Source organism: Variovorax sp. MSC1_012 (genome assembly GCF_023667525.1).
Taxonomy (GTDB): Bacteria; Pseudomonadota; Gammaproteobacteria; order Burkholderiales; family Burkholderiaceae_C; genus Variovorax; species Variovorax beijingensis_B.
On the sequence record NZ_JAMOZJ020000002.1, the window covers coordinates 987807 to 1007411 of the forward strand.

Consider the following 19605-nt stretch of genomic DNA (forward strand, 5'->3'; position numbering starts at 1 on the left):
CCCGATTGCCGCAGCCGGCCTCCAGCGGCGTTTCAGCCCTGGTCAGAGCGTGAGGCCTCCGTCGATGGTGATGCTGGAGCCTGTGACGTAGCGGGCCTCGTCGCGCGCCAGGTACGAGACGAGCCCCGCGATCTCCTCGGGCTCGGCGACCCGCCCGAGCGGGCTGCGTTCCACCAGCATGTCGATCGCACCCGCCGTCATGTCGGTGCGTGTGGGCCCCGGCTGGATGTTGTTGACGGTGATTCCGCGTGGGGCCAGGTCGAGCGCCACCCCCTTGACCAGCCCTGCAACGGCGGTCTTCGTGAGTTGGTAGACGCTCGTGCCGGCCATGCCGGTGCGAACGGCCACGTTGCTGCCGATCGTGACCACGCGGGCCCCATCCTGCAGATGGGGAACCGCGGCCTGGATCGCGAGGTAGACCCCGCGCACATTCACGTCCAGCATGAGGTCGAGGTCCTCCAGGCTGACCGCGTCGATGGTGCCCATGCGCAGCAACCCGGCGTTGACCACCAGGACGCCGATGCTGCCGAAGCAATCCACCGCCTGGCTCACGGCCTGGCGAATCGCTTCGGGGTTTGCGCTGTCTGCCTGGATGGCAAGTGCCTTGCCGCCGGAGGTCTCGATCGACGCCACAAGCCCATTGGCCTTGCCGGCCTGGGAGACGTAGGTGAATGCGACGGCGTAGCCGTCGGCGGCCAGCCGCTGAACCGCCGCTGCGCCAATGCCGCGGGAGCCGCCAAAGACGAGTGCAGTCTTGCCTGCGCTTTTCATGAAAGTCCTTTTATTGACTGATCGATCAATAACAAACCAAAAAAAACCGCATTCCTGCGGATCCAAAAAAACTATGCCTTCAGGCGCTCCACGGCGAAAGCTGCAAGCCGCTGCATGTCTTTCACGCCGGCCCCGGCCCTTGCCGTGACCTGCAATCCCATCATGGACATCAGCACGAATGCGGCGCCTTCTTCCGCCTCGAAACCCGGGTCGATCTCGCCCAGCGCCTGGCCTTCCCGGATGCGCTCGGCAATCCGGCCACGCAGCAGCGCGCCGGCGGCTTCGCCAAGGCGCCGCAACTCCGGGTCCGAGGTACCGAACTCGCCGATCGAACTCACGCCGAAGCAGCCCAGCGCCCGGATCTTGCGATCCTTGGCCGCGAGGCCGCTCAGGAGCTCGAGGATTCCTTCCAAAGGCGATGCCGGTTCATTGAGCCGCTTCAAGTGGCCGCCGACCGACATCTGTTGATACGAACGCAGCACCTCCAGGTACAACTGGCGCTTGTCGCCGAAGGCGTTGTAGAGGCTCTGCCGGCCGATTCCCATCTCTGCGAGAAGGCTGTCCGTCGAAGTGGCGGCGAAGCCCTTCTCCCAGAACAGCTTCATCGCCCTGTCAAGGGCCGCATCCCGGTCGAATTCGCGAGGTCTTGGCATGGCCGGAATCTAGGTGTTTTTGATGGATTGGTCAACAACTGCAGATCGCGGAACCTTCGGGTCCGGCCGCGGTGGTACTGTCGGGCTCTGCCACCGGACCCGCATGGACAGCTTCGACCGCCAACTTCGCTATTTCCTGAGGATCGCCGAGCTCGGGTCGCTCTCCCGTGCGGCGGAAGACCTCGATCAGACGCAATCCGGCCTGAGCCGGCAGCTGGCCGCGCTCGAGGCCCACCTGGGCAAGCCGCTGTTCCTGCGGACCGGACGCGGCGTCGAATTGACGCTCGCAGGCCGCAAGCTGCGCGACCTGACGCAGGGCAGCTATCGCACCATCGACGCCGCGCTCGACCTGGTGCGAACCCGCGAGGGCATCACCCAGGGCACGGTCCGGCTCGCCACGGTGCACACGCTGAGCTACTACTTCATGGGTGACGTGGTGGCGCGATTCGTGAGCCGCCACGAGGGCGCCAACCTCTCCCTCATGGGGCGCAGCTCGCCGGAAGTGGTCGAACTGGTGGAGAGCGGCAAGGCGGATGCCGGCTTTGTCTACGACACCGCCGTGGCTTCGCCGGCGTTGAGTTCCGCGGCGCTGTTCGACGACGACATGTGCCTGGTCGTGCAGGAAGCGGACGCCATCGGCAGCACCATCGACCTGACGCGCGAGCTGCCGCGGCTGGTGGGCTTCCCGGCGCATTACGTGCTGCGCCGGATGATCCACAGCAGCGGCCTCGAGCCGAGCTTCGTGGCCGAAGCGGAAACGGTCGATGCGCTCCTGGAACTCGTCGCCTCGGGTGTCGGTGCCTGCATTCTCCCGCTGCGCATTCCCGACAAGCTGCTGGGCGATCACCGCCTGCGCAAGGTGGCCATCCTGCAGCCCGTGCTGCGGCGCAGGGTGGTGGCGATCGTGCGCTGCGACAGGCCCGTGCCACCGCTGGTCCAGGAACTGATCGCCACCGCGGTGGAGATGGCTGGATAGCCACGCGCAGGCAGTGGCCGGCATGCGGCGCGCGGCGGTGCGCCCCTGCCGGTCCAGGCCGCATAGCAGCTATGCAGGCTGCTGCATGGCTTGCAGGCAACCCCCTCTCCCATACTCGCCCGCAGCGGTCGCGCAGCGGGCAAACCTGCCCTCGCCGCCGGCCGCCCGACCACCACGAAAGCACAGGACATGAGAGACGATCTGCGGACAAAGGAATACTTCGACGACCGTGCCACGCGCGAGATGGCACGACACCTCAAGGATGCGCCTCGCACGGCGAGGGAAACGCTGGCCGACGCCTGCCGCATCCTTGCCATGACCGGGCAGGAGGCCGGCCTGGCTGGCCAGATCAGCGCACGGTCGCAGCGGCCCGACGCCTACTGGACGCTGCGCTTCGGGCTGGGTTTCGATGAAGCCACGCCGGACGACTTCATCGAGGTGGACCAGGACCTGAATACGCTCACCGGCGACGGCATGGCCAACCCGGCCACGCGCTTTCATCTGTGGGTCTATCGCGCGCGGCAGGACGTGCACTCGATCGTGCACACCCACTCGCCATGGGCATCGGCGCTGGCGGCGGCGCGGCAACCGCTGGTGATCTGCCAGATGGACATGACGCCCCTGCACGACGACTGCGCATTCCTGGGCGAATGGCCGGGCGTCCCGATCGCCGACCACGAAGGCGTCCTGATCTCCGAGGCACTGGGCAGAAAGCGGGCCATCATCCTCGCGCACCATGGCTACCTCACGGCCGGCCAGACGATCGAAGAGGCGACCTACCTGTCGGTCTACCTGGAGCGCGCCGCGCGCCTGCAACTGCGCGCCCAGGCTGCATACGGTGCGCTCACGCAAGTGGACGATGCCCTGGCCCGCGAGGCGCACGACTACCTGCTCAAGCCGCCGATCGTGAACGCCACGTTCAACTACTGGTGCCGGCAGGCGAAGTCGCTGCCCCAGCCGGTGCGCTGATCGCCTTTCATCCATCTCACCCAAGGCCAGAACGATGAACACACAGCACGAGCCCGCGGGCAGCGAGACCACCGGCGCCCGCAAGGGCTACGTGACGGCCGGCCTCGCCAGCATGATGGGCACCACCATCGAGTGGTACGACTTCTTCCTCTACGGCACCGCCGCGGCGCTGATCTTCAACAGGATCTTCTTCCCGTCGTTCGATCCGATCACCGGCACCATGGCGGCGTTCGCAACCTACTCCGTCGGGTTCTTCGCGCGGCCGCTCGGCGGCATCGTCTTCGGCCATTTCGGCGACAGGGTGGGGCGCAAGTCGATGCTGCTCATCACGCTGCTGATGATGGGCATTCCGACGATCCTGATCGGGCTGATTCCCTCGTACGACCGCATCGGCTACTGGGCTGCGGTGCTGCTGGTGATCATGCGGTTCCTGCAGGGCATCGCCGTGGGCGGTGAATGGGGCGGCGCGGTGCTGATGGCGGTCGAGCACGCACCGCCGGGAAAGAAGGGCTTTTTCGGCAGCTTGCCGCAGGCCGGCGTTGCGCCGGGGCTCATCCTCTCCTCGCTCGCGATGGGCGCGGTCGCCAAGCTCCCGGAGGCCGACATGCTGTCCTGGGGCTGGCGCATTCCGTTTCTGGCCAGCGTCATCCTGCTGCTGGTGGGCTGGTTCATCCGCGTGAAGGTAGCCGAATCGCCGGACTTCGAGCGGATGGAAAACCGCGGCAGGAAGGTCGGGATTCCCGTGGTCGAGGTGCTGCGGAAATACCCTCGGGAAACGCTGGTGGTCGTCGGCGCCCGGCTGGCCGAGGTGACATGGTTCTACACCACGGTGACCTTCGCGCTCGCCTATGCCACCGGAACGCTCGGCATCCCGCGCACCGTGATGCTGGACGCCACCATATGGGGGGCGATGGCGGCACTGGTCATGATGCCCGTGTGCGGCATGCTCGGCGACAGGATCGGCCACAAGTGGGTTTTCATGATCGGAACCGCCGGCATCGTGGCATGCGCGCCGCTGTTCTTCGACTTCCTGCACACCCGTGAAGTCTTCTGGATCAACGCGGCGGCGGTGATGGCCATCGGCCTGGTCTACGCCTGCCTGTACGGGCCCGAGGGCAGCCTTTTTTCGAGCCAGTTCCCGCCGGAGGTGCGCTACACGGGCATTTCGCTGGCCGTGCAGGTTTCAGGCGCCATTGGCGGCGGGCTCGCGCCGATCGTGGCGACATGGTTGCTGTCCAAGGGCAACGGATCGCCGGCCTATGTGACGTGGTACCTGGGTGCGCTTGGCGTGGTGGCGTGCATCAGTGCATTCAAGATGCACGGCAGCGATCGCTTTGCAGGCTTTGCAAAACCGCTGGTGAAGCCCACCGTGTGATGCAGGGAAACTCCACCATGAAGAAGTCCATCGATTGCTACCTCTGGATGAACTCGGACTGGGCCTATCTGGGTGCCGACCGGCTGGCTGCCATGGCGCAGCGGCACGGCGCCACGGTCCGCTACATGCCTGTGGACCTGCCGGCGGTGTACGCGCGCACGGGTGGCGTGCTGCTGCCGCTGCGCGCACCCGAGCGGCAGGCCTACCGGGTGGCGGAACTGCGGCGCTGGTGCCGGCGCCTTGGCATTCATGTGAACCCGCATCCGAAGTTCATGTGCCCCGATGCCACGCTGGCCTCATGCATCGTCATCGCGGCAGGCGCCGCGGGCCACGACGTCGTGCCGCTCTACAAGGCCATCCTGCACGCCCAATGGTGTGCCGACCTGGACATCTCGAGTCCGCAGACACTCGCCGATATCCTGCAAGCCTGCGGCCTCGACGCCCAGGCTCTGATCAGCCAGGCGCGCACCGACGAGGTGGCCCGCTCCTACGCCGCACTGACCGACCGCGCGGTTTCCGCAGGGGTGTTCGGCTCGCCGAGCTACGTCTTCCGCGATGAGCTCTTCTGGGGACAAGACCGCCTGGACTTTCTCGAAGAAGCGTTGGCGAAGTCCGATTGAGCGCGCGTCGGCCGGCTGAATGCCCGGCCCTTTTTCGGCGACTTGGAAACGTAGTGTGTGCAATTCCAGGGCTGACACATAGGCATACGCAATGTGCGCCGGAAGGGGAGAGCGCAGCGAACAATTCATTCGCTCCCTACCCAAGCTCACTTCACTACCAAGGAATCACCATGAAGTTCTCCCGCATTGCCAGTGCTGCCTCGTTCTCGGTCCTTGCCGCTCTCGTTGGAGCGCAAGCCCATGCCGAGGAATATCAAGGCGTGTTGCAGACGCACTCGACGCTCAGCCGCAGCGACGTTCGCGCCCAGGCTGTCGCCGCTGCGCACGCCGCCGATCCCTATTCCGATGGCGCCTCCTCAGGTGTGGTTGCGGCGCTGGCCTCCCCGCTCGACCGCTCCGCAGTGCAGTCCGAAGCCCGCGCACTCGCTCACGCGCCAGGCCAGAACCTCTATGTCGAGGCCTTCGTCAACAGCCGGGTGCCTGCCCAATACGGTATCCACGGGGTGCTCCCCACGCGCCAGGCGGGCATCGCCGACGGCGTCACCTTGCGCTGAACGCCGGAGCTCACCATGACCATGAGATCCAACGTGCTCATCGGCGTGGCGGCTGTTGCGGCCTCGGTCGGCATACTCACCGCTGCGGCACCGACATCTGGAGGCGACATTCCCTCCAGCGCTGCGCAGATCGCGCCCGAGTTCCAGAACATCGACAAGTGGCTCAACTCGCAGCCCCTGAAGCTGCAAGACTTGCGCGGCAAGGTCGTGCTCGTCGACTTCTGGACCTACACCTGCATCAACTGCCTCAACCACCTGCCCTACGTCAAGGCGTGGAACGAGAAGTACAAGGACCAGGGCCTCGTTGTCGTGGGCGTGCACACGCCGGAGTTCGCGTACGAGAAGTCCACCAGGAACGTGCAGGACGCGATCAGCCGGCTGCAGATCAAGCATGCCGTCGCGCAAGACAACCACTACGCCACCTGGAAGGCCTTCAACAACCAGTACTGGCCTGCGGTCTACCTGATCGACAAGCAGGGAAAGATCGTCTATTCGCACTTTGGCGAAGGCAGCTACGGCACCACCGAGAAAAAGATCCAGTCACTGCTGGCCGAACCGGCGCCGGCAGCGGGAAGCTGAGATGAAGAAGCTCTGGTTCGCGCTCCTCTTCCTTGCGGGCGGCTTCGCGCATGAAGTGCGCAATCCGGTGAGCTGCCAATGCATCACCGCCCGCGGATTCACGGGTGCGACCCGGCGCCGCGCCCGTCCGATCGACCCGCCGCTTCCAAAAGAAAACTGACCAGCGCCTGCACCCGCGCGCTGCGTCCCTTGCGCGTGGGCACGAGCACCACCACGGGGGCGGCGCCAAATTCCCAGTCCGCCATCACGCGCTCGAGGCGGCCGGCGGCCAGCGCTTCGGCGGCATCCCATTGGGAGCGCAGCACGATGCCCAGGCCATCCTCGGCCCACTGCCGCGCCACGCTGCCGTCGTTGCTGACGAACGCCGGGTTGATGCGCAGCGTCTCGCTCTTGCGGGCGCCGCTGCCCGCGGGCCGCATGTGCCACAGCGTCACGTCCTCGTCGTTCTCGCGGATGCAGATGCAGGCGTGGTAGGCCAGGTCCGCCGGATTGCGGGGCGTGCCGTGCTCGCGCAGGTAGCCGGGGCTCGCGCACAGCCAGCGTTCGTTGGAAGCGAGCGTATGCGCCACCCAGGACGAGTCGCGCACCGCGCCCACGTGCACCACCGCGTCGGAATCGTGCTTGTCGGGCCACGGCGTTTCGCGCAGGTCCAGTTGCAGCCGCAGGGCCGGATGCAGGCGGGAGAAACGGGACAGCCATGGCGCGACATGCGTGCGGCCATAGCCGAAGGACGCGGCCACCCGCAGCGTTCCGCTCAGGCGCCGGTCGTCGCGCTGCAGGGATTCTCGCAAGCCGTCGAACTTCAGCAGGAGTTCATAGGCCTCGCGCCCGAACCGTTCGCCTTCCGAGGTCAGGTGCAGCTTGCGCGACGTGCGGTTGGCCAGCACCAGGCCCAGCGAGGCCTCGAGCTTGCGCAAGCGCATCGACAGCGCGGGCGGCGTGACACCGAGCGAGCGCGCAGCCGCGCTGAGCGAGCTCTCGCGCAGCAGCGCGGCAGCCAGGCGAAGGTCTTCGATCTGCATCATTCAGCAGAGCTTAACTATTGATGACGAAAGAGTGAAGCTCGAAGACGCCTTGGCGCACCTAAAGTGAGCGCCATGCAAAACACTTCGACCCCCAATGCCGCGGCCGGACGCTATCCCCGGGCCGTGCTGTTCGACCTGCTCACTGCGCTGCTCGACTCGTGGACCGTCTGGAACGCGGCGGCCGGCTCCGAACAGATGGGCCGCAGCTGGCGCGCCGAATACCTGCGGCTCACCTATGGCTGCGGCGCCTACGTGCCCTACGAAGACCTGGTGCGGCAGGCCGCCGCCACCGTGGGATTGCCCGCGAGCGCCCCGCAGTCGCTGGACGACCATTGGGACGAGCTGCCCGCATGGAGCGGCGCCACCGAACTGCTGCGGGCGCTCCAGCCCCACTGCAAGCTGGCCGTGGTGACCAACTGCTCGCGGCGCCTGGGCCAGCGCGCCGCCGAACGCCTGGGAATCGACTGGGACGTGGTCGTGACCTCCGAGGAGGCAGGCTTCTACAAGCCGGATCCCAGGCCCTACCGGCTGGCCCTGGAGCGGCTGGACGTGCAGCCGGCCGAGGCAGCCTTCGTTGCCGGATCAGGCTACGACATGTTCGGCACCGCCAGCGTCGGCCTGCGCACCTACTGGCACAACCGTGTCGGGCTCGCCCGGCCCGAAGGCGCGCCGTTGGCGGAAGTCGAATCGCCCACGCTCGATGGTGCGCTGCCATGGCTGCGCGGCTTTCGACCGGCCGCTTCCTGATCCAACCCACCACTCCAGGACTGCCCATGATCCGCTCTCTTCGCTTGGCCGGCAGCCTTGCTTCCCTCTGTGCCGGCTTGCTGGCCGCGTCCGGCGCCTTCGCACAGGCGTTTCCGAACCGCCCGGTCACCCTGATCGTTCCTTTCCCCGCCGGCGGCCCCAGCGATGCACTGGCCCGCGCCGTCGCGCAGAAGATGGCTGCGCCGCTGGGCCAGCCCATCGTCATCGAGAACCTCGGCGGCGCGAATGGCGTCATCGGCCTGACGAAGGCGACCAAGGCCGCCGCCGACGGCTACACCATCTCGTTCGGAGGCATTGGCACGCACGTGGCCAACCTCGCGCTGTACAAGAAACTGGCCTATGACCCCGTCGCCGATTTCGCGCCCATCGGCCCCGCAGGCGCGGCACCGATGCTGCTGCTGGCCCGGGCCGACCTGCCGGCCAACGACCTGCGCGAGTTCAGCGCCTGGCTGGCGAAGCACAAGGACAAGGCCTCCTACGGCAGCGCGGGCGTGGGGTCGATCTCGCACTATGGCTGCGTGCTGTTGCTGTCTTCCCTCGGCCACAACGCCACGCACGTGCCCTACAAGGGCGTCGCGCCGGCGGTCAACGACCTCATGGGCGGGCAGACCGATTTCATGTGCGACCAGACCACCACCGCACTGCCGCAGATCGCCGGTGGGCGCATCAAGGCCATCGCCGTGCTGTCAGGCACGCGCCTCGCGCAGCTGCCGCGAGCAGCCACCGCGGCGGAAGGCGGCCATGCGCTGGATGTGCGCTCCTGGAATGCCTTCTTCGCCCCGCGCGGCACGCCGCAGCCCGTGCTCGCCAAGCTGACCGGCGCGTTGCAGCAGGCGGTCGCCGATCCGGCGCTGCGCAAGCAGATGGAAGGACTGGGCGTCGACTTGCCCGCACCCGCCGATGCAACGCCCGCGGCCGTCACCGCGCTCATCGCGCGCGGCATCCGCGACGACGTGCCGGCCCTCAAGGCCAAGGGCCAATACCTGGACTGATCCGAAAGAACAACATGCAGAACAACCCTTCAAATCTTGCCGAGATCGACACCCCCGCCGCCATCGTGTCGCTTCCGCGCATGCAGCGGAACATCGCGCGCATGCAGCAGCAGGCCGATGCGCTGGGCGTGCGCTTTCGCCCGCACGTGAAGACCAGCAAATGCGCCGATGTGGTCGCGGCCCAGCTTGCCGCCGGCGCGGCGGGCATCACGGTGTCGACGCTGAAGGAGGCCGACCAGTTCTTCGCCCGCGGCGTGACCGACATCCTCTATGCCGTCGGCATGGCGCGGCACCGGCTCGCGCATGCGCTGGACCTGCGCCAGCGCGGCTGCGCGCTGCAGATCCTGACCGACAGCGTCGAAGGCGCGCGGGCCATCGCCGAATACGGCCGCGCGCACGGCCACGCCTTCGAGGTGCTCATCGAGATCGACACCGACGGCCACCGCTCCGGTATCAAGCCGGGCGAGGACCTCCTGCTCGAGGTCGGCCGCGTGCTGCACGAGGGCGGCATGCGCCTGGCCGGCGTGCTCACGCATGCGGGCTCCAGCTACGAACTGCACACGCCCGAGGCCCTGGCCGGCCTGGCCGAGCAGGAACGCGCCGGCTGCGTGCAGGCTGCGGAACGCCTGCGCGCCGCGGGCCTGCCGTGCCCCATCGTGTCGGTCGGCTCCACCCCAACTGCGCTGGAAGTTGCGTCGCTAGAGGGCGTGACCGAACTGCGCGCCGGGGTCTATGTCTTCTTCGACCTGGTGATGCGCAACGTGGGCGTCTGCAGCACCGAAGACATCGCGCTGAGCGTGCTCACCACCGTCATCGGGCACCAGGCCGACAAGGGCTGGGCCATCGTCGATGCCGGCTGGATGGCCATGAGCCGCGACCGGGGCACGGGCAAGCAGCAGCGCGACTACGGCTATGGCCAGGTGTGCACCGTGGACGGGATGCCGATCGAGGGCTACCTGCTGTCGGCCGCCAACCAGGAGCACGGCATCCTGTCGCGCGAGGGCGCTGCGGACCCGGACATCGTGGCGCGCTTCCCGGCCGGAACCCGGCTGCGGATCCTGCCCAACCATGCCTGTGCCACCGGCGCGCAGTTTCCCGCGTACCAGGCGCTGGCCGAGGACGGGACGGTGCAAACCTGGGAGCGTTTCCATGGCTGGTGAGAACGCCGCTGAACCCCGCAATATGTCGGGCCCGGTCTATGTCGCGGTGCCCGCACTGGCCAGGCCGGGCGGCCACTACAGCCATGCCGCCGTGGGCGGCGGCATGGTCTTCATCGCCGGGCAACTGCCGATCACGCCGGCCGGCGAGCGCCTGGCCGATGCGGCGTTCGAAGCCCAGGTGGCGCAGACGCTGGCGAACGTGCAGGCCGCTTTGCTTGCGGCCGGTTCGGGCATCGACAGGCTGCTGCATGTAAGGGTCTACCTCGACGACATCGCCAACTGGCCGGCGTTCGACAGAATCTACGCGCAGTGGGCCGGACCATCGCGCCCGGCCAGGGCTATCGTGCCGACCGGGCCGCTGCACTTCGGGTTCAAGGTCGAGGTGGAGGCGATGGCGCTTGCGTGAATGGGCGGCCTGCTCTCAAGGCGCGCTACGTCGCAGGAACACATGCGTGGCGCGCTCGCCTGCCACCTGCCGTTCGCAGCGGTAGCCCAGTGCCGGCAGGTCCAGGCCTGCGAACAGCGCCTCGCCCTTGCCCAGCAGCACCGGGCGCACGGCGAGGTGCAGTTCGTCGATCAGCCCGGCCTTCAGGTATTCGCGCACGGTCGCCACGCCGCCGCCCACGCGCACGTCGCGCGCGCCTGCAGCGGCCTGTGCCAGCGCGAGCGCTTCGTGAATGCCGCCGGTGACGAAGTGGAAGGTGGTGCCGCCGCGCATCGTCAGCGGCGCGCGGGCATGGTGGGTCAGCACGAAGACCGGCACGTGGTACGGGGGCTCGTCGCCCCACCAGCCTTTCCAGCTTTCGTCGGGCCAAGGACCGCGCACCGGCCCGAACATGTTGCGCCCGAGGATCCAGGCGCCCATCTCGGCGAAGCCCTGTTCGGCCATCTCGTTGTCGATGCCGGTTTCGCCGTTGGCCTCGCCCGTCTTTTGCATCTGCTGCCAGACGCGCGTGGGAATGAACCAGTCCATGAGTTCGGGACCGCGAACACCCAGCGGGTGCTCCAGGCTCTGGTCCGGGCCGGCGGCGAAGCCGTCGAGCGAAACGCCGAAGCTGCGCACGAGCAATCGGGCCATGAAATCGTCTCCTGCAAGAAGAAGGGGAGCTTCAGTTTAGCGCTGGCGGTGCCCCAACGAACCATCGTTCGGGGCCATGGGCGTCGCGCAGAATGCGCGCATGAGCATCGAATACATCGGCGTTGAGGAAGCCATTGCCGGCACCGGACTGCGCATGGTGGTCGTGGGCCACATTCCCAGTCCCTGGTCCGAGGCGGCCAAGGGCATCCTGCATGTGAAAGGCATGCCGTGGAAGGCGGTGCGCCTGGCCTACGACAGCCCGCAACTCAAGGACTGGGCCGGCCAGCGCAACGCGCCCGTGGCCATCTACAACAACGAGGCGCCGCGCTCGGGCTGGGAAGACATCCTGCTCCTGTGCGAGCGCCTCGCGCCGCAGCCGTCGCTCCTGCCGGCCGATGCCGCCGACCGGGCGTTGATGTTCGGCTTGGCCCACGAGATCTGCGGCGAACAGGGGCTGGCCTGGTCGCGCCGCCTGCAACTGGTGCAGGCCGGACTGGCAGGAGAGGGCGGTTTCGCTGCGCAGGCCGCCGCATACATCGGCAAGAAGTACGGCTTCAGTCCGCAGGCGGGCGCGAGTGCCCCCGAGCGCGTGGTGGCTGTGCTGAAGATGCTGGCGGCGCGCCTGAAGGCACAGCAGGCGGCCGGCAGCGATTACTACATCGGCAAAAGCCTTACCGCCGTGGACATCTACAGCGCGACCGCGCTCGCGCTGATGCGTCCGCTGCCGCACGCCATCTGCGAGATGGATCCGGCTACGCGCCAGGCTTTCGAGTTCCGCGAGCCGGTGACTGACGCGGCGCTGGACGCTGTGCTGCTGCGGCACCGGGACCTGATGTACGAGCGGCACCTGGGGCTGCCGCTGTCGCTGTGACGGTCCCGCGGAGCCCCGAATTCGGCGGCGGTGATGCCGACCTTAAAAGTCGAAGCACTGAATGCAATCATGGCGCTCTTGTCCGCTCGTTCAGCGGCCGGCAAACCTCCAGCACCATCCCGCGCAGCCACTGATGCGCAGGATCCCGATCCAGGCGCGGATGCCACATCTGCGACACGGTGATCTGCTCCGTGGGCATCGGCAGCGGGAACGAGCGCAGCGTGCCCCGTGCCCTCAGGTGTTCGAAGTAGGAGGACGGTATCAATGCAACCAGCTCGGTCGCGGCCGCTATCGACAAGGCGGTGCTGAAGCTGGGCACCACGACCGCGGTATTGCGCACCAGGCCCATCGCCGCGAGCGCATCGTCCACCGGTCCCACAGTGCGGCCGTGGCGTGAAGTCACCACGTGGCCGCAGGCCGCGTAGCGCTCGGCCGTGATCTCGGCTCCTGCGAGCAGGGGATGGCCCTCGTGCACTACTGCAATGAATCGGTCGCGATAGAGCGCCTGAACGCGGACCTCCGGGCCCGACTCGCCGAGAACACCGACATCCAGATCGAGCAATCCCTCGCGCAGAGGGCGAACGTCCTTGTCGGGCTTGGGCGCAAAGCGCAGGCGAACGCCGGGCGCCTCGTGCGCCGCGCGGGCCACCAGCTGATGTGCGAAGGCCTCGATGAAGCCGTCGTTGGCCCGTATGGTGAACAGGTGCCGGAGCGTGCGGGGGTCCATGCTCGCGCCCGCGGGCTGAAGCACCGCGCGCGACTCCTGCACCAGCTCCCTGACGCGGTCGCGCAGTGCCAGCGCATGCGGCGTGAGCACCATGGCGCGGCCCGCGCGCACGAGGAGCTGGTCCCCGGTGGATTCCCGCAACCGCGCGAGCGCCCGGCTCATCGCCGACTCGCTCAGGCCCAGGCGCTCGGCAGCTTTTGCGACGCTGCCCTCGGAGAGAAGTGCGTTCAACGCAAACAGCAGGTTCAGGTCGGCTTCTGTCGGCATGCCCGAACCCAGCACGGCCGCGAGGATTCCGGCAGGCGCCGCATGCAGGGACAAGCTGCGCGCCACGCGCTGTGCAAGCCGTGCACGCAGTCCTAAGCTGGACTCATGTCGACATCCACCCTTCAACCGAACAACTCTTCTTCCGCCGCTCCTCGCACCGTCGAGACCCGAGAGGTGAACGATGCGGACGCGGTGCATGACGCCGACGGCCTGCCACTGCCGCGGCGTTGCCTGGCCGTCGCCGCGATCCTGGGCGCGGGCGTGCTGGTGGTGCTCGATGGCGCCATCGCCAACATCGCGCTGCCAGGCATTGCCCAGCAATTAGGGGCGACACCTGCCGATGCCGTCTGGGTCATCACGGCCTACCAATTGGCCGTGGTCATGTTCCTGTTGCCGGCTTCTGCAGTCGGGGAGCGCTTCGGGTATCGGCGGGTCTTCGCGGGCGGCGTTGCGCTGTTCACCGCGGCGTCGGTGTTGTGCGCGTTGGCGCCATCGTTGCCATGGCTCGTGGCCGCAAGGTGCCTTCAGGGCCTGGGCAGCGCGGCCGTGATGCCGCTGGGGCTGGCGTTGTTGCGCTTCACCTATCCGCGTCGGCTGCTGGCGCGCTCGATCGGGTGGAATGCACTCGCGGTCGCAGCGGCTTCAGCGTCGGGACCCACCCTTGGGGCTTTCATACTTTCTGCGGCAAGTTGGCCGTGGCTCTTTGCGGTGAACCTGCCGATCGGCCTCCTGGTGCTCGCCGCCTGCGCGGGGTTGCCGAGGCCGGCGCGCTCGGTGCGCCGCATCGACGTCTGGAGCATCGTGCTCAACGCGGTCATGTTCGCGTCCTTCGTGCTGGGGAGTGACCGACTGGTGGCACAGCCGTTGCACGGCGGCGCGTTGCTCGCGCTGTCGGCCGTTTGCATGGTCCTGCTGGTGAGGCGCGAAATGCCAAAGGCGGCACCGTTGATCCCGCTCGACCTGCTGCGCGTGCATTCCTTTCGGATCTCGATCATTGCCTCCGTGTGCTGCTTCACCGGCCAGATGGCCGGCCTCGTGGCGCTGCCGTTCTACATCCAGCACGAACTCGGCCAGAGCGCGGTGACGGCCGGCCTCTTGATGACCCCCTGGCCCCTGGCGGTGATGCTGGCCGCGCCGCTGTCGGCGCGCCTGGCCCAGCGCGTGCCAAGCGCCTGGCTGTGCGCGGCCGGCAGTGCGTGTTTCGCGAGCGGTCTGGCCCTGTGTGCCCTGTGGCCGCTGCACGGCAACCCGGCCGTGCCCATCGCTGCATTCACGAGCCTCGCAGGCCTGGGCTTCGGCTTCTTCCAGACACCGAACAACCAGAACATGCTGCTCTCGGCACCCAAGGAACGCAGCGGCGCGGCCGGTGGCGCGCAAGGCACCGCCCGGCTCACGGGGTTGACGCTCGGCAGCCTGTTGATGAGCTTGATGTTCGAGCTGCTGCCGTCCCACAGCGCAGTGCACTGGGGCCTGGCAATGGCGGCTCTGGCTGCGTTGGCGGGGAGTGTGGCGAGTTTGCTCAGAAGCTCAGCGAGGGCTCGCGCCGCGTGATCGGGATCGGGAGGCGAGGGGGCTCTTGGACCTCATGCACCCGCGGCAGGCGCCTGGGCACGCCTGATGAAATCGAGCATCAGCGCAACGGCCGCATCCGCATGGGTTTCGAGCAGCAGGTGGCCTGCGTCCAGGACGTGGGCTTCCATCCTGGGCAGCACATGCATCCAGGACAGAACCTCGGCAAGGTCGAAATAGATATCATGCCTTCCCCACACCATGAGGGCAGGGGGCTGCCAACGCTCGAGATACTTGGCGATGGCGCCAAAGTGGGCGGCATAGTTCGCGTAGTCCGCGATCAACGCTCGCTGAGTGTCCATATGGCCCGGCAGGTTCATCACCCGCCAATCCTCTTCCCAGTGTTCAGCGGGGATGCGCTTCGCCACTTCCGGCGGGACGCCGGCGATGTAGGTGTCGCGTGTGCCTGCGAGGGTCAGGTGCGCGGTCGCCGCCGCCTGGTTTTCTGCGTTGGGCTGCGCCCAGTAGGCCTGCGTTGCGGCCCATCCCGGTCCCCACCCCGTTCGATGCGCGTTGGCGTTCTGCACGATGAGGCCCAGGACTTTCTCGGGCGCCTGCATCGCGATCTGCAGGCCCACGGGCGCTCCCCAGTCATGCAGGTAGATAAACCGCCGCCCGATCCTGAGCGAGTCCAGCAGTTCGGAAATCGCTTGGCCGATGGCGGGAAACGAGGGGGCCCGCAGCGGGTCGGACTCGCCGTGGCCGGGCAGATCCGGTGCGATCACGAAAGCCGCCTGCGACAACGCGGGCACGACCGCCCGGAACAGGCACGCCGAGTTCGGGGTTCCGTGCAGCAGCAGCAGGGCGGGCCTGGACGCTTCGCCTGCGGTGGTGAACGACAACTCGGTGCCGCCGGAGAGGCGAAGCCGTTCCGTCTTCATGCCATCGCCCATGCTGCTCCGAAGGGACTTTCGTTCCAAGGGGGATGACTTCCTGGTTTCCATGCATGAATTCTGGCTTGAAGAAATCCGGGTCATGTCAGCGCAGGTCGCTACCGTGTGTCCCCGAACTGCCGAGGCGTGGAATCCCTCCTGCACCGGTTCGGGAACAGCAGGCATGCCTTGACCTTGGTGTCCGCTACGGGGCACGGTGCCTGCATTCGCAAAAAGGGCCAAAGCTGTACCAGCCGATCGACGCCCTCATCGGTCAGGTCGACCCGTTCGGCTATAACCTTGATTTCCGCGGTGCCGCCCAGGCGAAGGAGTTCTTGATGAGTTTGGATTTCACTTTCGGCCGCATGGCACTCGCCCTCTGCGCCGGTTCGCTCTTCAGCGTGACTTCCGCGATCGCCGGCGAGGTCGCCAGCCACGCGGCCAACGAGAGTCTTGTCATCCAAAAAATGGCTGCTCGCACCGGACCGGAGAGCGTTGTCGTCGAGGGCGCAGGGCCCTACGGCGTCGACACGGAAAGCGTCAGGCGCCATCTTGCCAACACCTTGGCAGAGGGTTCGGCGCTGACGCCTCTACCGCGCAACAATGAGCGGTACAGCTTCGATGGAAAGCTTCGCACCTATGCCGTACCGGTGCGCCCGGCCATCGACAACCCCATCAACAGCTATTCGCCCTACGACAGCAGTTCGTTCCGCCGAGATGCCGTGGCCGCGGATGCGTCGAATCTCGGCTTGCTTCAGGCGGTGTTCAAGCGCCTCGCTGCGGATTGAACGAAGCGCCGGCAACGGCGCATCACCCACCTCACGCGGCGGCCGAGCTGATTTCTGCGCTGCACCAGCAGTTCGAAGAACCCAGCCCGGCCACTACCCTATTGACCATGCGCACTCAGCCCCTATGCGCCGCCGCGCTATTCGCTTGTCATCTGTTCCTGCTGGGTAGCGTCACACAATCCCCGGACCCGTGTGCTGCCACTCAAGACTTCGTTTATCCCCTGGCCACTCCTCTATTGATCCTGGGGTCGATCGGATGGCTGGGGGTGTCCTCTTGGTGCCTTCCCTTTTGCGGGCGCTGGCCTAGCCGCCTTGCCTACACCGTCCTGTATGCGATCACTTCGATATTGCTGGCAATCGGCCTCTTGATTGGGATGCTACGTATCGTTCTGAGATATGAACACCTGATGCCGTTTCTGCTGGAACAAGATTGCTATGGTGATGCCACGCCCTCAATGCTGAGCATGACCGTGGCGAGCGCGATCGCGATGTTTCTTGGATTGCTGAGCATCGACCGTGCGGTGTCGACTCTGCAAATCCGTCGTCGCAAGTCTGTCGGAGCGGATTGATACTACGGCGTGTCCAAGCGTCGCGACAGCCTGCAGTCGGCCAGGACCAGACCTGCTTGCAGCATCTCCCAGTTTGCTCCCAAAGCCAGCCCCTATGACCAGCTGCGTGAGTCTTAGAGACCGGAAATTCGACGTCGTATCCGCCGTCGTCCAGCATTTCGGCGGGCTATGGAGTGTGGAAATCGAGACAGCGCCGAAGGAGTTCGACGGCGAGACTTGGGCGCCCAGGCTGTATCACCAAGGCCTGCGGCTGCTGGCACATACAGGAAGCGGGCTGGAAGGCACAAGCACCTCGTGGCGGAGAAAGTCGGACGCTGCATATCCTCATCCCGAACTCGGCTTGATGTACGTGTTCGGCCACCACGACGTGTATGACACGACCCTGGCGTTCGGTCGCGTCAACGCCGGGCACATTGAACTCGTGTGGGATGGGCTTTGTGACGTATTCTGGTCTGGTGACTTCACTGAGGCAGTGCCTTTTCGGTGTCGCTGCGTTGCAGCGTTGCGCCAAGGCTGATAGCGGATGCTGCCAGAACCGGCGTTCATATGTGCGGCAGAATTCCGCCGAGAGCGAGAACGTGGTGCATGCGGCACATGACTTGCTGCAGGCCGCGTCCAAGTTCGGGTCCACCGCGAGCGTAGTCGGTTCTGGTTCCGTATCGACGGTCATGGTCAGCGTCCGCTGCACTGGGGCTTCCTAAGTGTTTGCAGGACTCTCCTGCAGACCGGCCTGAATCTCCTCGGCGTCCGCAAAAAAAACCGGGGATGAAAGGCCGGCGCGGAACTGAGGCCACGGCAGGATCTGCTGCCAGCGGCTCGTACAACCGCAGCCTGCTTTGTACGAGGCCCTCATTGCAGCACCGGCGCGGGGGGCACGCAGCCTAAACTTTTGGGCATCCAAAGGACCGACGCCGTGAACTCCTCCATCATCATCGAACCCCTCCGGAGCGCCGGCCGCCTGCACCGTGTGTTCATCGATGGCGAATGGGTGGTGCCGCAGGGCCAAGCCCGTGCCAGTGTCATCGACCCGTCGACCGAGGAACCCATCGCGGATATCGCGCTGGGCAACGCGCAAGACGTGGATGCGGCCGTGGCCGCAGCGCGCCGCGCCTTCACGACATGGTCCGTGAGTTCCGCCGAAAGCAGGGCCGTGCTTCTTGACCGAGTGCACACGCTCATCCTCGAACGCGCAGAACTGTTCGCGCAGGCGATCTCGCTGGAGATGGGCGCTGCCATCGGTTTTGCGCGCCTCACACAGTTGCCGTCCGCGGCAGAGCACATCCGCGTGGCCCGCGACAATGCGCGCAGTTATGCGTTCGTCAGCCATCGCGGGGACATGGCGATCGTGCGCGAGGCCATCGGCGTGTGCGGCCTGATCACGCCGTGGAACTGGCCGCTCTACCAGATCACCGCCAAGGTCGGAGCGGCCCTGGCAGCCGGATGCACGGTCGTCCTGAAGCCCAGCGAGCTGTCGCCCCTGAGCGCCTTGCTCTTTGCCGAGGTGATGCACGACGCCGGCATTCCGCCGGGTGTGTTCAACCTGGTGAACGGCCGCGGACCGGAGGTCGGTGCGGCCTTGGCGGAGCATCCGGACGTGGGCATGATCTCGTTCACGGGTTCGACTCGGGCCGGTGTGCTGGTGGCCCAGGCGGCGGCCCCGACAGTGAAGCGCGTGGCCCAGGAACTCGGCGGGAAATCACCCAACCTCATCCTGCCGGATGCGGACCTGGCGCGCGCCGTGCCAGGAGGCGTGGCGGCGGGCTTTCGCAACGTCGGCCAGTCCTGCAGCGCTCCGACCCGCATGATCGTGCCCCGTGCGCGCCTGCAGGAGGTCGAGCGGATCGCGCTTGAAGCGGCATCCGGCATGGTCGTGGGCGATCCGCGTTCGCAGCAGACCACGCACGGCCCGGTGGCGAACCGCGCGCAGTTCGATCGCGTGCAGGAAATGATCGGCATCGGCATTGCCGAAGGGGCGCAGCTCCTTTGTGGTGGCCCTGGACGGCCGGAGGGCTTGAGCCGCGGCTTCTATTGCCGCCCGACCATCTTCACCGCGGTGCATTCCCGGATGCAGATCGCGCAGGAGGAGATCTTCGGGCCGGTGCTCGTGCTGATCCCCTACGACAGCGTGGACGAGGCTGTGGAAATTGCCAACGACACCGTCTATGGCCTGGGTGCCCACGTGCAAGGGCAGGACCTTGCCGCGGCGCGCGCCGTCGCGGCGCGGATCCGGTCCGGGCAGGTGCACATCAACTATCCGGCCTGGAACCCGCGTGCCCCCTTCGGTGGCTACAAGCGCTCGGGAAACGGGCGCGAATACGGCATCGAAGGTCTCGAGGAGTACCTGGAAACCAAGGCCATTCTCGGTTTCCAGGATGCCTCGGCACCTGGTACCGAATGACAGATTCCAAACAAGACATTGCGC

At 66.8% G+C, this 19605-nt stretch carries 22 protein-coding genes; 16 read left to right on the top strand and 6 right to left on the bottom strand.

What is annotated here, in order from left to right; translation table 11 throughout:
- Positions 1-42: 42 nt before the first annotated feature.
- Together L1081_RS30085 and L1081_RS30090 are read right to left on the bottom strand one after the other, a co-directional pair.
- Positions 43-771 carry an SDR family oxidoreductase gene (locus L1081_RS30085; protein WP_489417140.1) on the bottom strand — a complete coding sequence of 243 codons (729 nt, stop codon included), beginning with the start codon at positions 769-771 and terminating at the stop codon, positions 43-45.
- A gap of 71 nt (positions 772-842) precedes the next feature.
- Positions 843-1376, bottom strand: a complete 534-nt coding sequence (locus tag L1081_RS30090; protein WP_489417141.1) for a TetR family transcriptional regulator — start codon at positions 1374-1376, stop codon at positions 843-845.
- Between the two features lie 151 nt (positions 1377-1527).
- Here L1081_RS30090 and L1081_RS30095 point away from each other — a divergent pair, with 151 nt between their 5' ends.
- The 6 genes from L1081_RS30095 to L1081_RS30120 all read left to right on the top strand — a co-directional run bounded on the left by L1081_RS30095 (position 1528) and on the right by L1081_RS30120 (position 6497).
- Positions 1528-2400, top strand: coding sequence for a LysR substrate-binding domain-containing protein (locus tag L1081_RS30095; RefSeq protein ID WP_489417142.1), 873 nt, complete (start codon positions 1528-1530; stop codon positions 2398-2400).
- 189 nt (positions 2401-2589) lie between these two features.
- Positions 2590-3369, top strand: a complete 780-nt coding sequence (locus L1081_RS30100; protein WP_489417143.1) for an aldolase — start codon at positions 2590-2592, stop codon at positions 3367-3369.
- Positions 3370-3403: 34 nt separating this feature from the next.
- Positions 3404-4744 (top strand): MFS transporter, encoded by a 1341-nt coding sequence (locus tag L1081_RS30105; RefSeq protein WP_489417144.1) that lies wholly within the window; start codon positions 3404-3406, stop codon positions 4742-4744.
- Between the two features lie 17 nt (positions 4745-4761).
- Complete coding sequence (locus L1081_RS30110; protein WP_489417145.1) at positions 4762-5364, top strand: DsbA family protein; 603 nt, start codon at positions 4762-4764, stop codon at positions 5362-5364.
- A gap of 170 nt (positions 5365-5534) precedes the next feature.
- Positions 5535-5918: a hypothetical protein gene (locus tag L1081_RS30115; protein ID WP_489417146.1), complete on the top strand. Its 384-nt coding sequence runs from the start codon at positions 5535-5537 to the stop codon at positions 5916-5918.
- A gap of 15 nt (positions 5919-5933) precedes the next feature.
- The gene (locus L1081_RS30120; protein ID WP_489417147.1) at positions 5934-6497 is read left to right on the top strand and encodes a thioredoxin family protein; all 564 of its coding nucleotides are present in this window, start codon (positions 5934-5936) and stop codon (positions 6495-6497) included.
- A gap of 98 nt (positions 6498-6595) precedes the next feature.
- Here L1081_RS30120 and L1081_RS30125 read toward each other — a convergent pair whose 3' ends face one another.
- On the bottom strand, positions 6596-7522 hold the full coding sequence (locus L1081_RS30125; RefSeq protein WP_489417148.1) for a LysR substrate-binding domain-containing protein: 927 nt from the start codon (positions 7520-7522) through the stop codon (positions 6596-6598).
- Positions 7523-7594: 72 nt separating this feature from the next.
- Between L1081_RS30125 and L1081_RS30130 the strand changes: the two genes are divergently transcribed.
- Genes L1081_RS30130 through L1081_RS30145 form a run of 4 tightly spaced genes read left to right on the top strand, consistent with a single transcriptional unit; the run spans position 7595 to position 10848 of the window.
- The gene (locus L1081_RS30130) at positions 7595-8269 is read left to right on the top strand and encodes an HAD family hydrolase (RefSeq protein WP_478079318.1); all 675 of its coding nucleotides are present in this window, start codon (positions 7595-7597) and stop codon (positions 8267-8269) included.
- A gap of 26 nt (positions 8270-8295) precedes the next feature.
- Positions 8296-9282 (top strand): tripartite tricarboxylate transporter substrate-binding protein, encoded by a 987-nt coding sequence (locus tag L1081_RS30135; RefSeq protein ID WP_489417149.1) that lies wholly within the window; start codon positions 8296-8298, stop codon positions 9280-9282.
- Positions 9283-9296: 14 nt separating this feature from the next.
- On the top strand, positions 9297-10442 hold the full coding sequence (locus tag L1081_RS30140; RefSeq protein ID WP_489417150.1) for an alanine racemase: 1146 nt from the start codon (positions 9297-9299) through the stop codon (positions 10440-10442).
- Positions 10432-10848: a Rid family hydrolase gene (locus L1081_RS30145; RefSeq protein WP_489417151.1), complete on the top strand. Its 417-nt coding sequence runs from the start codon at positions 10432-10434 to the stop codon at positions 10846-10848. The genes L1081_RS30140 and L1081_RS30145 overlap by 11 nt, the downstream gene beginning before the upstream one ends.
- A gap of 15 nt (positions 10849-10863) precedes the next feature.
- Here the strand turns inward: L1081_RS30145 and L1081_RS30150 are convergent, their stop codons facing one another.
- Entirely contained in the window at positions 10864-11520 is a 657-nt protein-coding gene (locus tag L1081_RS30150; protein ID WP_489417152.1) for a dihydrofolate reductase family protein, read from the bottom strand.
- A gap of 100 nt (positions 11521-11620) precedes the next feature.
- Between L1081_RS30150 and L1081_RS30155 the strand changes: the two genes are divergently transcribed.
- Entirely contained in the window at positions 11621-12391 is a 771-nt protein-coding gene (locus tag L1081_RS30155) for a glutathione S-transferase family protein (protein WP_489417153.1), read from the top strand.
- A gap of 67 nt (positions 12392-12458) precedes the next feature.
- On the opposite strand, the gene L1081_RS30160 is transcribed toward L1081_RS30155, so the two are convergent.
- Positions 12459-13385: a LysR substrate-binding domain-containing protein gene (locus L1081_RS30160; RefSeq protein WP_489418010.1), complete on the bottom strand. Its 927-nt coding sequence runs from the start codon at positions 13383-13385 to the stop codon at positions 12459-12461.
- Between the two features lie 105 nt (positions 13386-13490).
- Here L1081_RS30160 and L1081_RS30165 point away from each other — a divergent pair, with 105 nt between their 5' ends.
- Positions 13491-14936 carry an MFS transporter gene (locus L1081_RS30165; RefSeq protein ID WP_489417154.1) on the top strand — a complete coding sequence of 482 codons (1446 nt, stop codon included), beginning with the start codon at positions 13491-13493 and terminating at the stop codon, positions 14934-14936.
- Positions 14937-14968: 32 nt separating this feature from the next.
- Here L1081_RS30165 and L1081_RS30170 read toward each other — a convergent pair whose 3' ends face one another.
- On the bottom strand, positions 14969-15847 hold the full coding sequence (locus L1081_RS30170; protein WP_489417155.1) for an alpha/beta fold hydrolase: 879 nt from the start codon (positions 15845-15847) through the stop codon (positions 14969-14971).
- A gap of 53 nt (positions 15848-15900) precedes the next feature.
- On the opposite strand from L1081_RS30170, the gene L1081_RS30175 reads away from it, so the two are divergent.
- The 4 genes from L1081_RS30175 to L1081_RS30190 all read left to right on the top strand — a co-directional run bounded on the left by L1081_RS30175 (position 15901) and on the right by L1081_RS30190 (position 19581).
- Positions 15901-16614, top strand: a complete 714-nt coding sequence (locus L1081_RS30175; protein ID WP_489417156.1) for a hypothetical protein — start codon at positions 15901-15903, stop codon at positions 16612-16614.
- 107 nt (positions 16615-16721) lie between these two features.
- Entirely contained in the window at positions 16722-17183 is a 462-nt protein-coding gene (locus L1081_RS30180; protein WP_489417157.1) for a hypothetical protein, read from the top strand.
- A gap of 94 nt (positions 17184-17277) precedes the next feature.
- Positions 17278-17700, top strand: a complete 423-nt coding sequence (locus L1081_RS30185) for a hypothetical protein (RefSeq protein ID WP_489417158.1) — start codon at positions 17278-17280, stop codon at positions 17698-17700.
- Between the two features lie 396 nt (positions 17701-18096).
- On the top strand, positions 18097-19581 hold the full coding sequence (locus L1081_RS30190; RefSeq protein WP_489417159.1) for an aldehyde dehydrogenase family protein: 1485 nt from the start codon (positions 18097-18099) through the stop codon (positions 19579-19581).
- Positions 19582-19605 lie beyond the last annotated feature (24 nt).

Bases quoted from the DNA above. Each gene is read 5' to 3' on its own strand.
- L1081_RS30180 (WP_489417157.1), top strand. From the start codon at position 16,722: ATGCGCACTCAGCCCCTATGCGCCGCCGCGCTATTCGCTTGTCATCTG.
- L1081_RS30140 (WP_489417150.1), top strand. From the start codon at position 9,297: ATGCAGAACAACCCTTCAAATCTTGCCGAGATCGACACCCCCGCCGCC.
- L1081_RS30085 (WP_489417140.1), bottom strand. From the start codon at position 771: ATGAAAAGCGCAGGCAAGACTGCACTCGTCTTTGGCGGCTCCCGCGGC.
- L1081_RS30185 (WP_489417158.1), top strand. From the start codon at position 17,278: ATGACCAGCTGCGTGAGTCTTAGAGACCGGAAATTCGACGTCGTATCC.
- L1081_RS30095 (WP_489417142.1), top strand. From the start codon at position 1,528: ATGGACAGCTTCGACCGCCAACTTCGCTATTTCCTGAGGATCGCCGAG.
- L1081_RS30100 (WP_489417143.1), top strand. From the start codon at position 2,590: ATGAGAGACGATCTGCGGACAAAGGAATACTTCGACGACCGTGCCACG.
- L1081_RS30125 (WP_489417148.1), bottom strand. From the start codon at position 7,522: ATGATGCAGATCGAAGACCTTCGCCTGGCTGCCGCGCTGCTGCGCGAG.
- L1081_RS30160 (WP_489418010.1), bottom strand. From the start codon at position 13,385: ATGCCGACAGAAGCCGACCTGAACCTGCTGTTTGCGTTGAACGCACTT.
- L1081_RS30115 (WP_489417146.1), top strand. From the start codon at position 5,535: ATGAAGTTCTCCCGCATTGCCAGTGCTGCCTCGTTCTCGGTCCTTGCC.
- L1081_RS30105 (WP_489417144.1), top strand. From the start codon at position 3,404: ATGAACACACAGCACGAGCCCGCGGGCAGCGAGACCACCGGCGCCCGC.
- L1081_RS30090 (WP_489417141.1), bottom strand. From the start codon at position 1,376: ATGAAGCTGTTCTGGGAGAAGGGCTTCGCCGCCACTTCGACGGACAGC.
- L1081_RS30110 (WP_489417145.1), top strand. From the start codon at position 4,762: ATGAAGAAGTCCATCGATTGCTACCTCTGGATGAACTCGGACTGGGCC.
- L1081_RS30155 (WP_489417153.1), top strand. From the start codon at position 11,621: ATGAGCATCGAATACATCGGCGTTGAGGAAGCCATTGCCGGCACCGGA.
- L1081_RS30130 (WP_478079318.1), top strand. From the start codon at position 7,595: ATGCAAAACACTTCGACCCCCAATGCCGCGGCCGGACGCTATCCCCGG.
- L1081_RS30120 (WP_489417147.1), top strand. From the start codon at position 5,934: ATGACCATGAGATCCAACGTGCTCATCGGCGTGGCGGCTGTTGCGGCC.
- L1081_RS30165 (WP_489417154.1), top strand. From the start codon at position 13,491: ATGTCGACATCCACCCTTCAACCGAACAACTCTTCTTCCGCCGCTCCT.
- L1081_RS30150 (WP_489417152.1), bottom strand. From the start codon at position 11,520: ATGGCCCGATTGCTCGTGCGCAGCTTCGGCGTTTCGCTCGACGGCTTC.
- L1081_RS30170 (WP_489417155.1), bottom strand. From the start codon at position 15,847: ATGGGCGATGGCATGAAGACGGAACGGCTTCGCCTCTCCGGCGGCACC.
- L1081_RS30135 (WP_489417149.1), top strand. From the start codon at position 8,296: ATGATCCGCTCTCTTCGCTTGGCCGGCAGCCTTGCTTCCCTCTGTGCC.
- L1081_RS30175 (WP_489417156.1), top strand. From the start codon at position 15,901: ATGAATTCTGGCTTGAAGAAATCCGGGTCATGTCAGCGCAGGTCGCTA.
- L1081_RS30145 (WP_489417151.1), top strand. From the start codon at position 10,432: ATGGCTGGTGAGAACGCCGCTGAACCCCGCAATATGTCGGGCCCGGTC.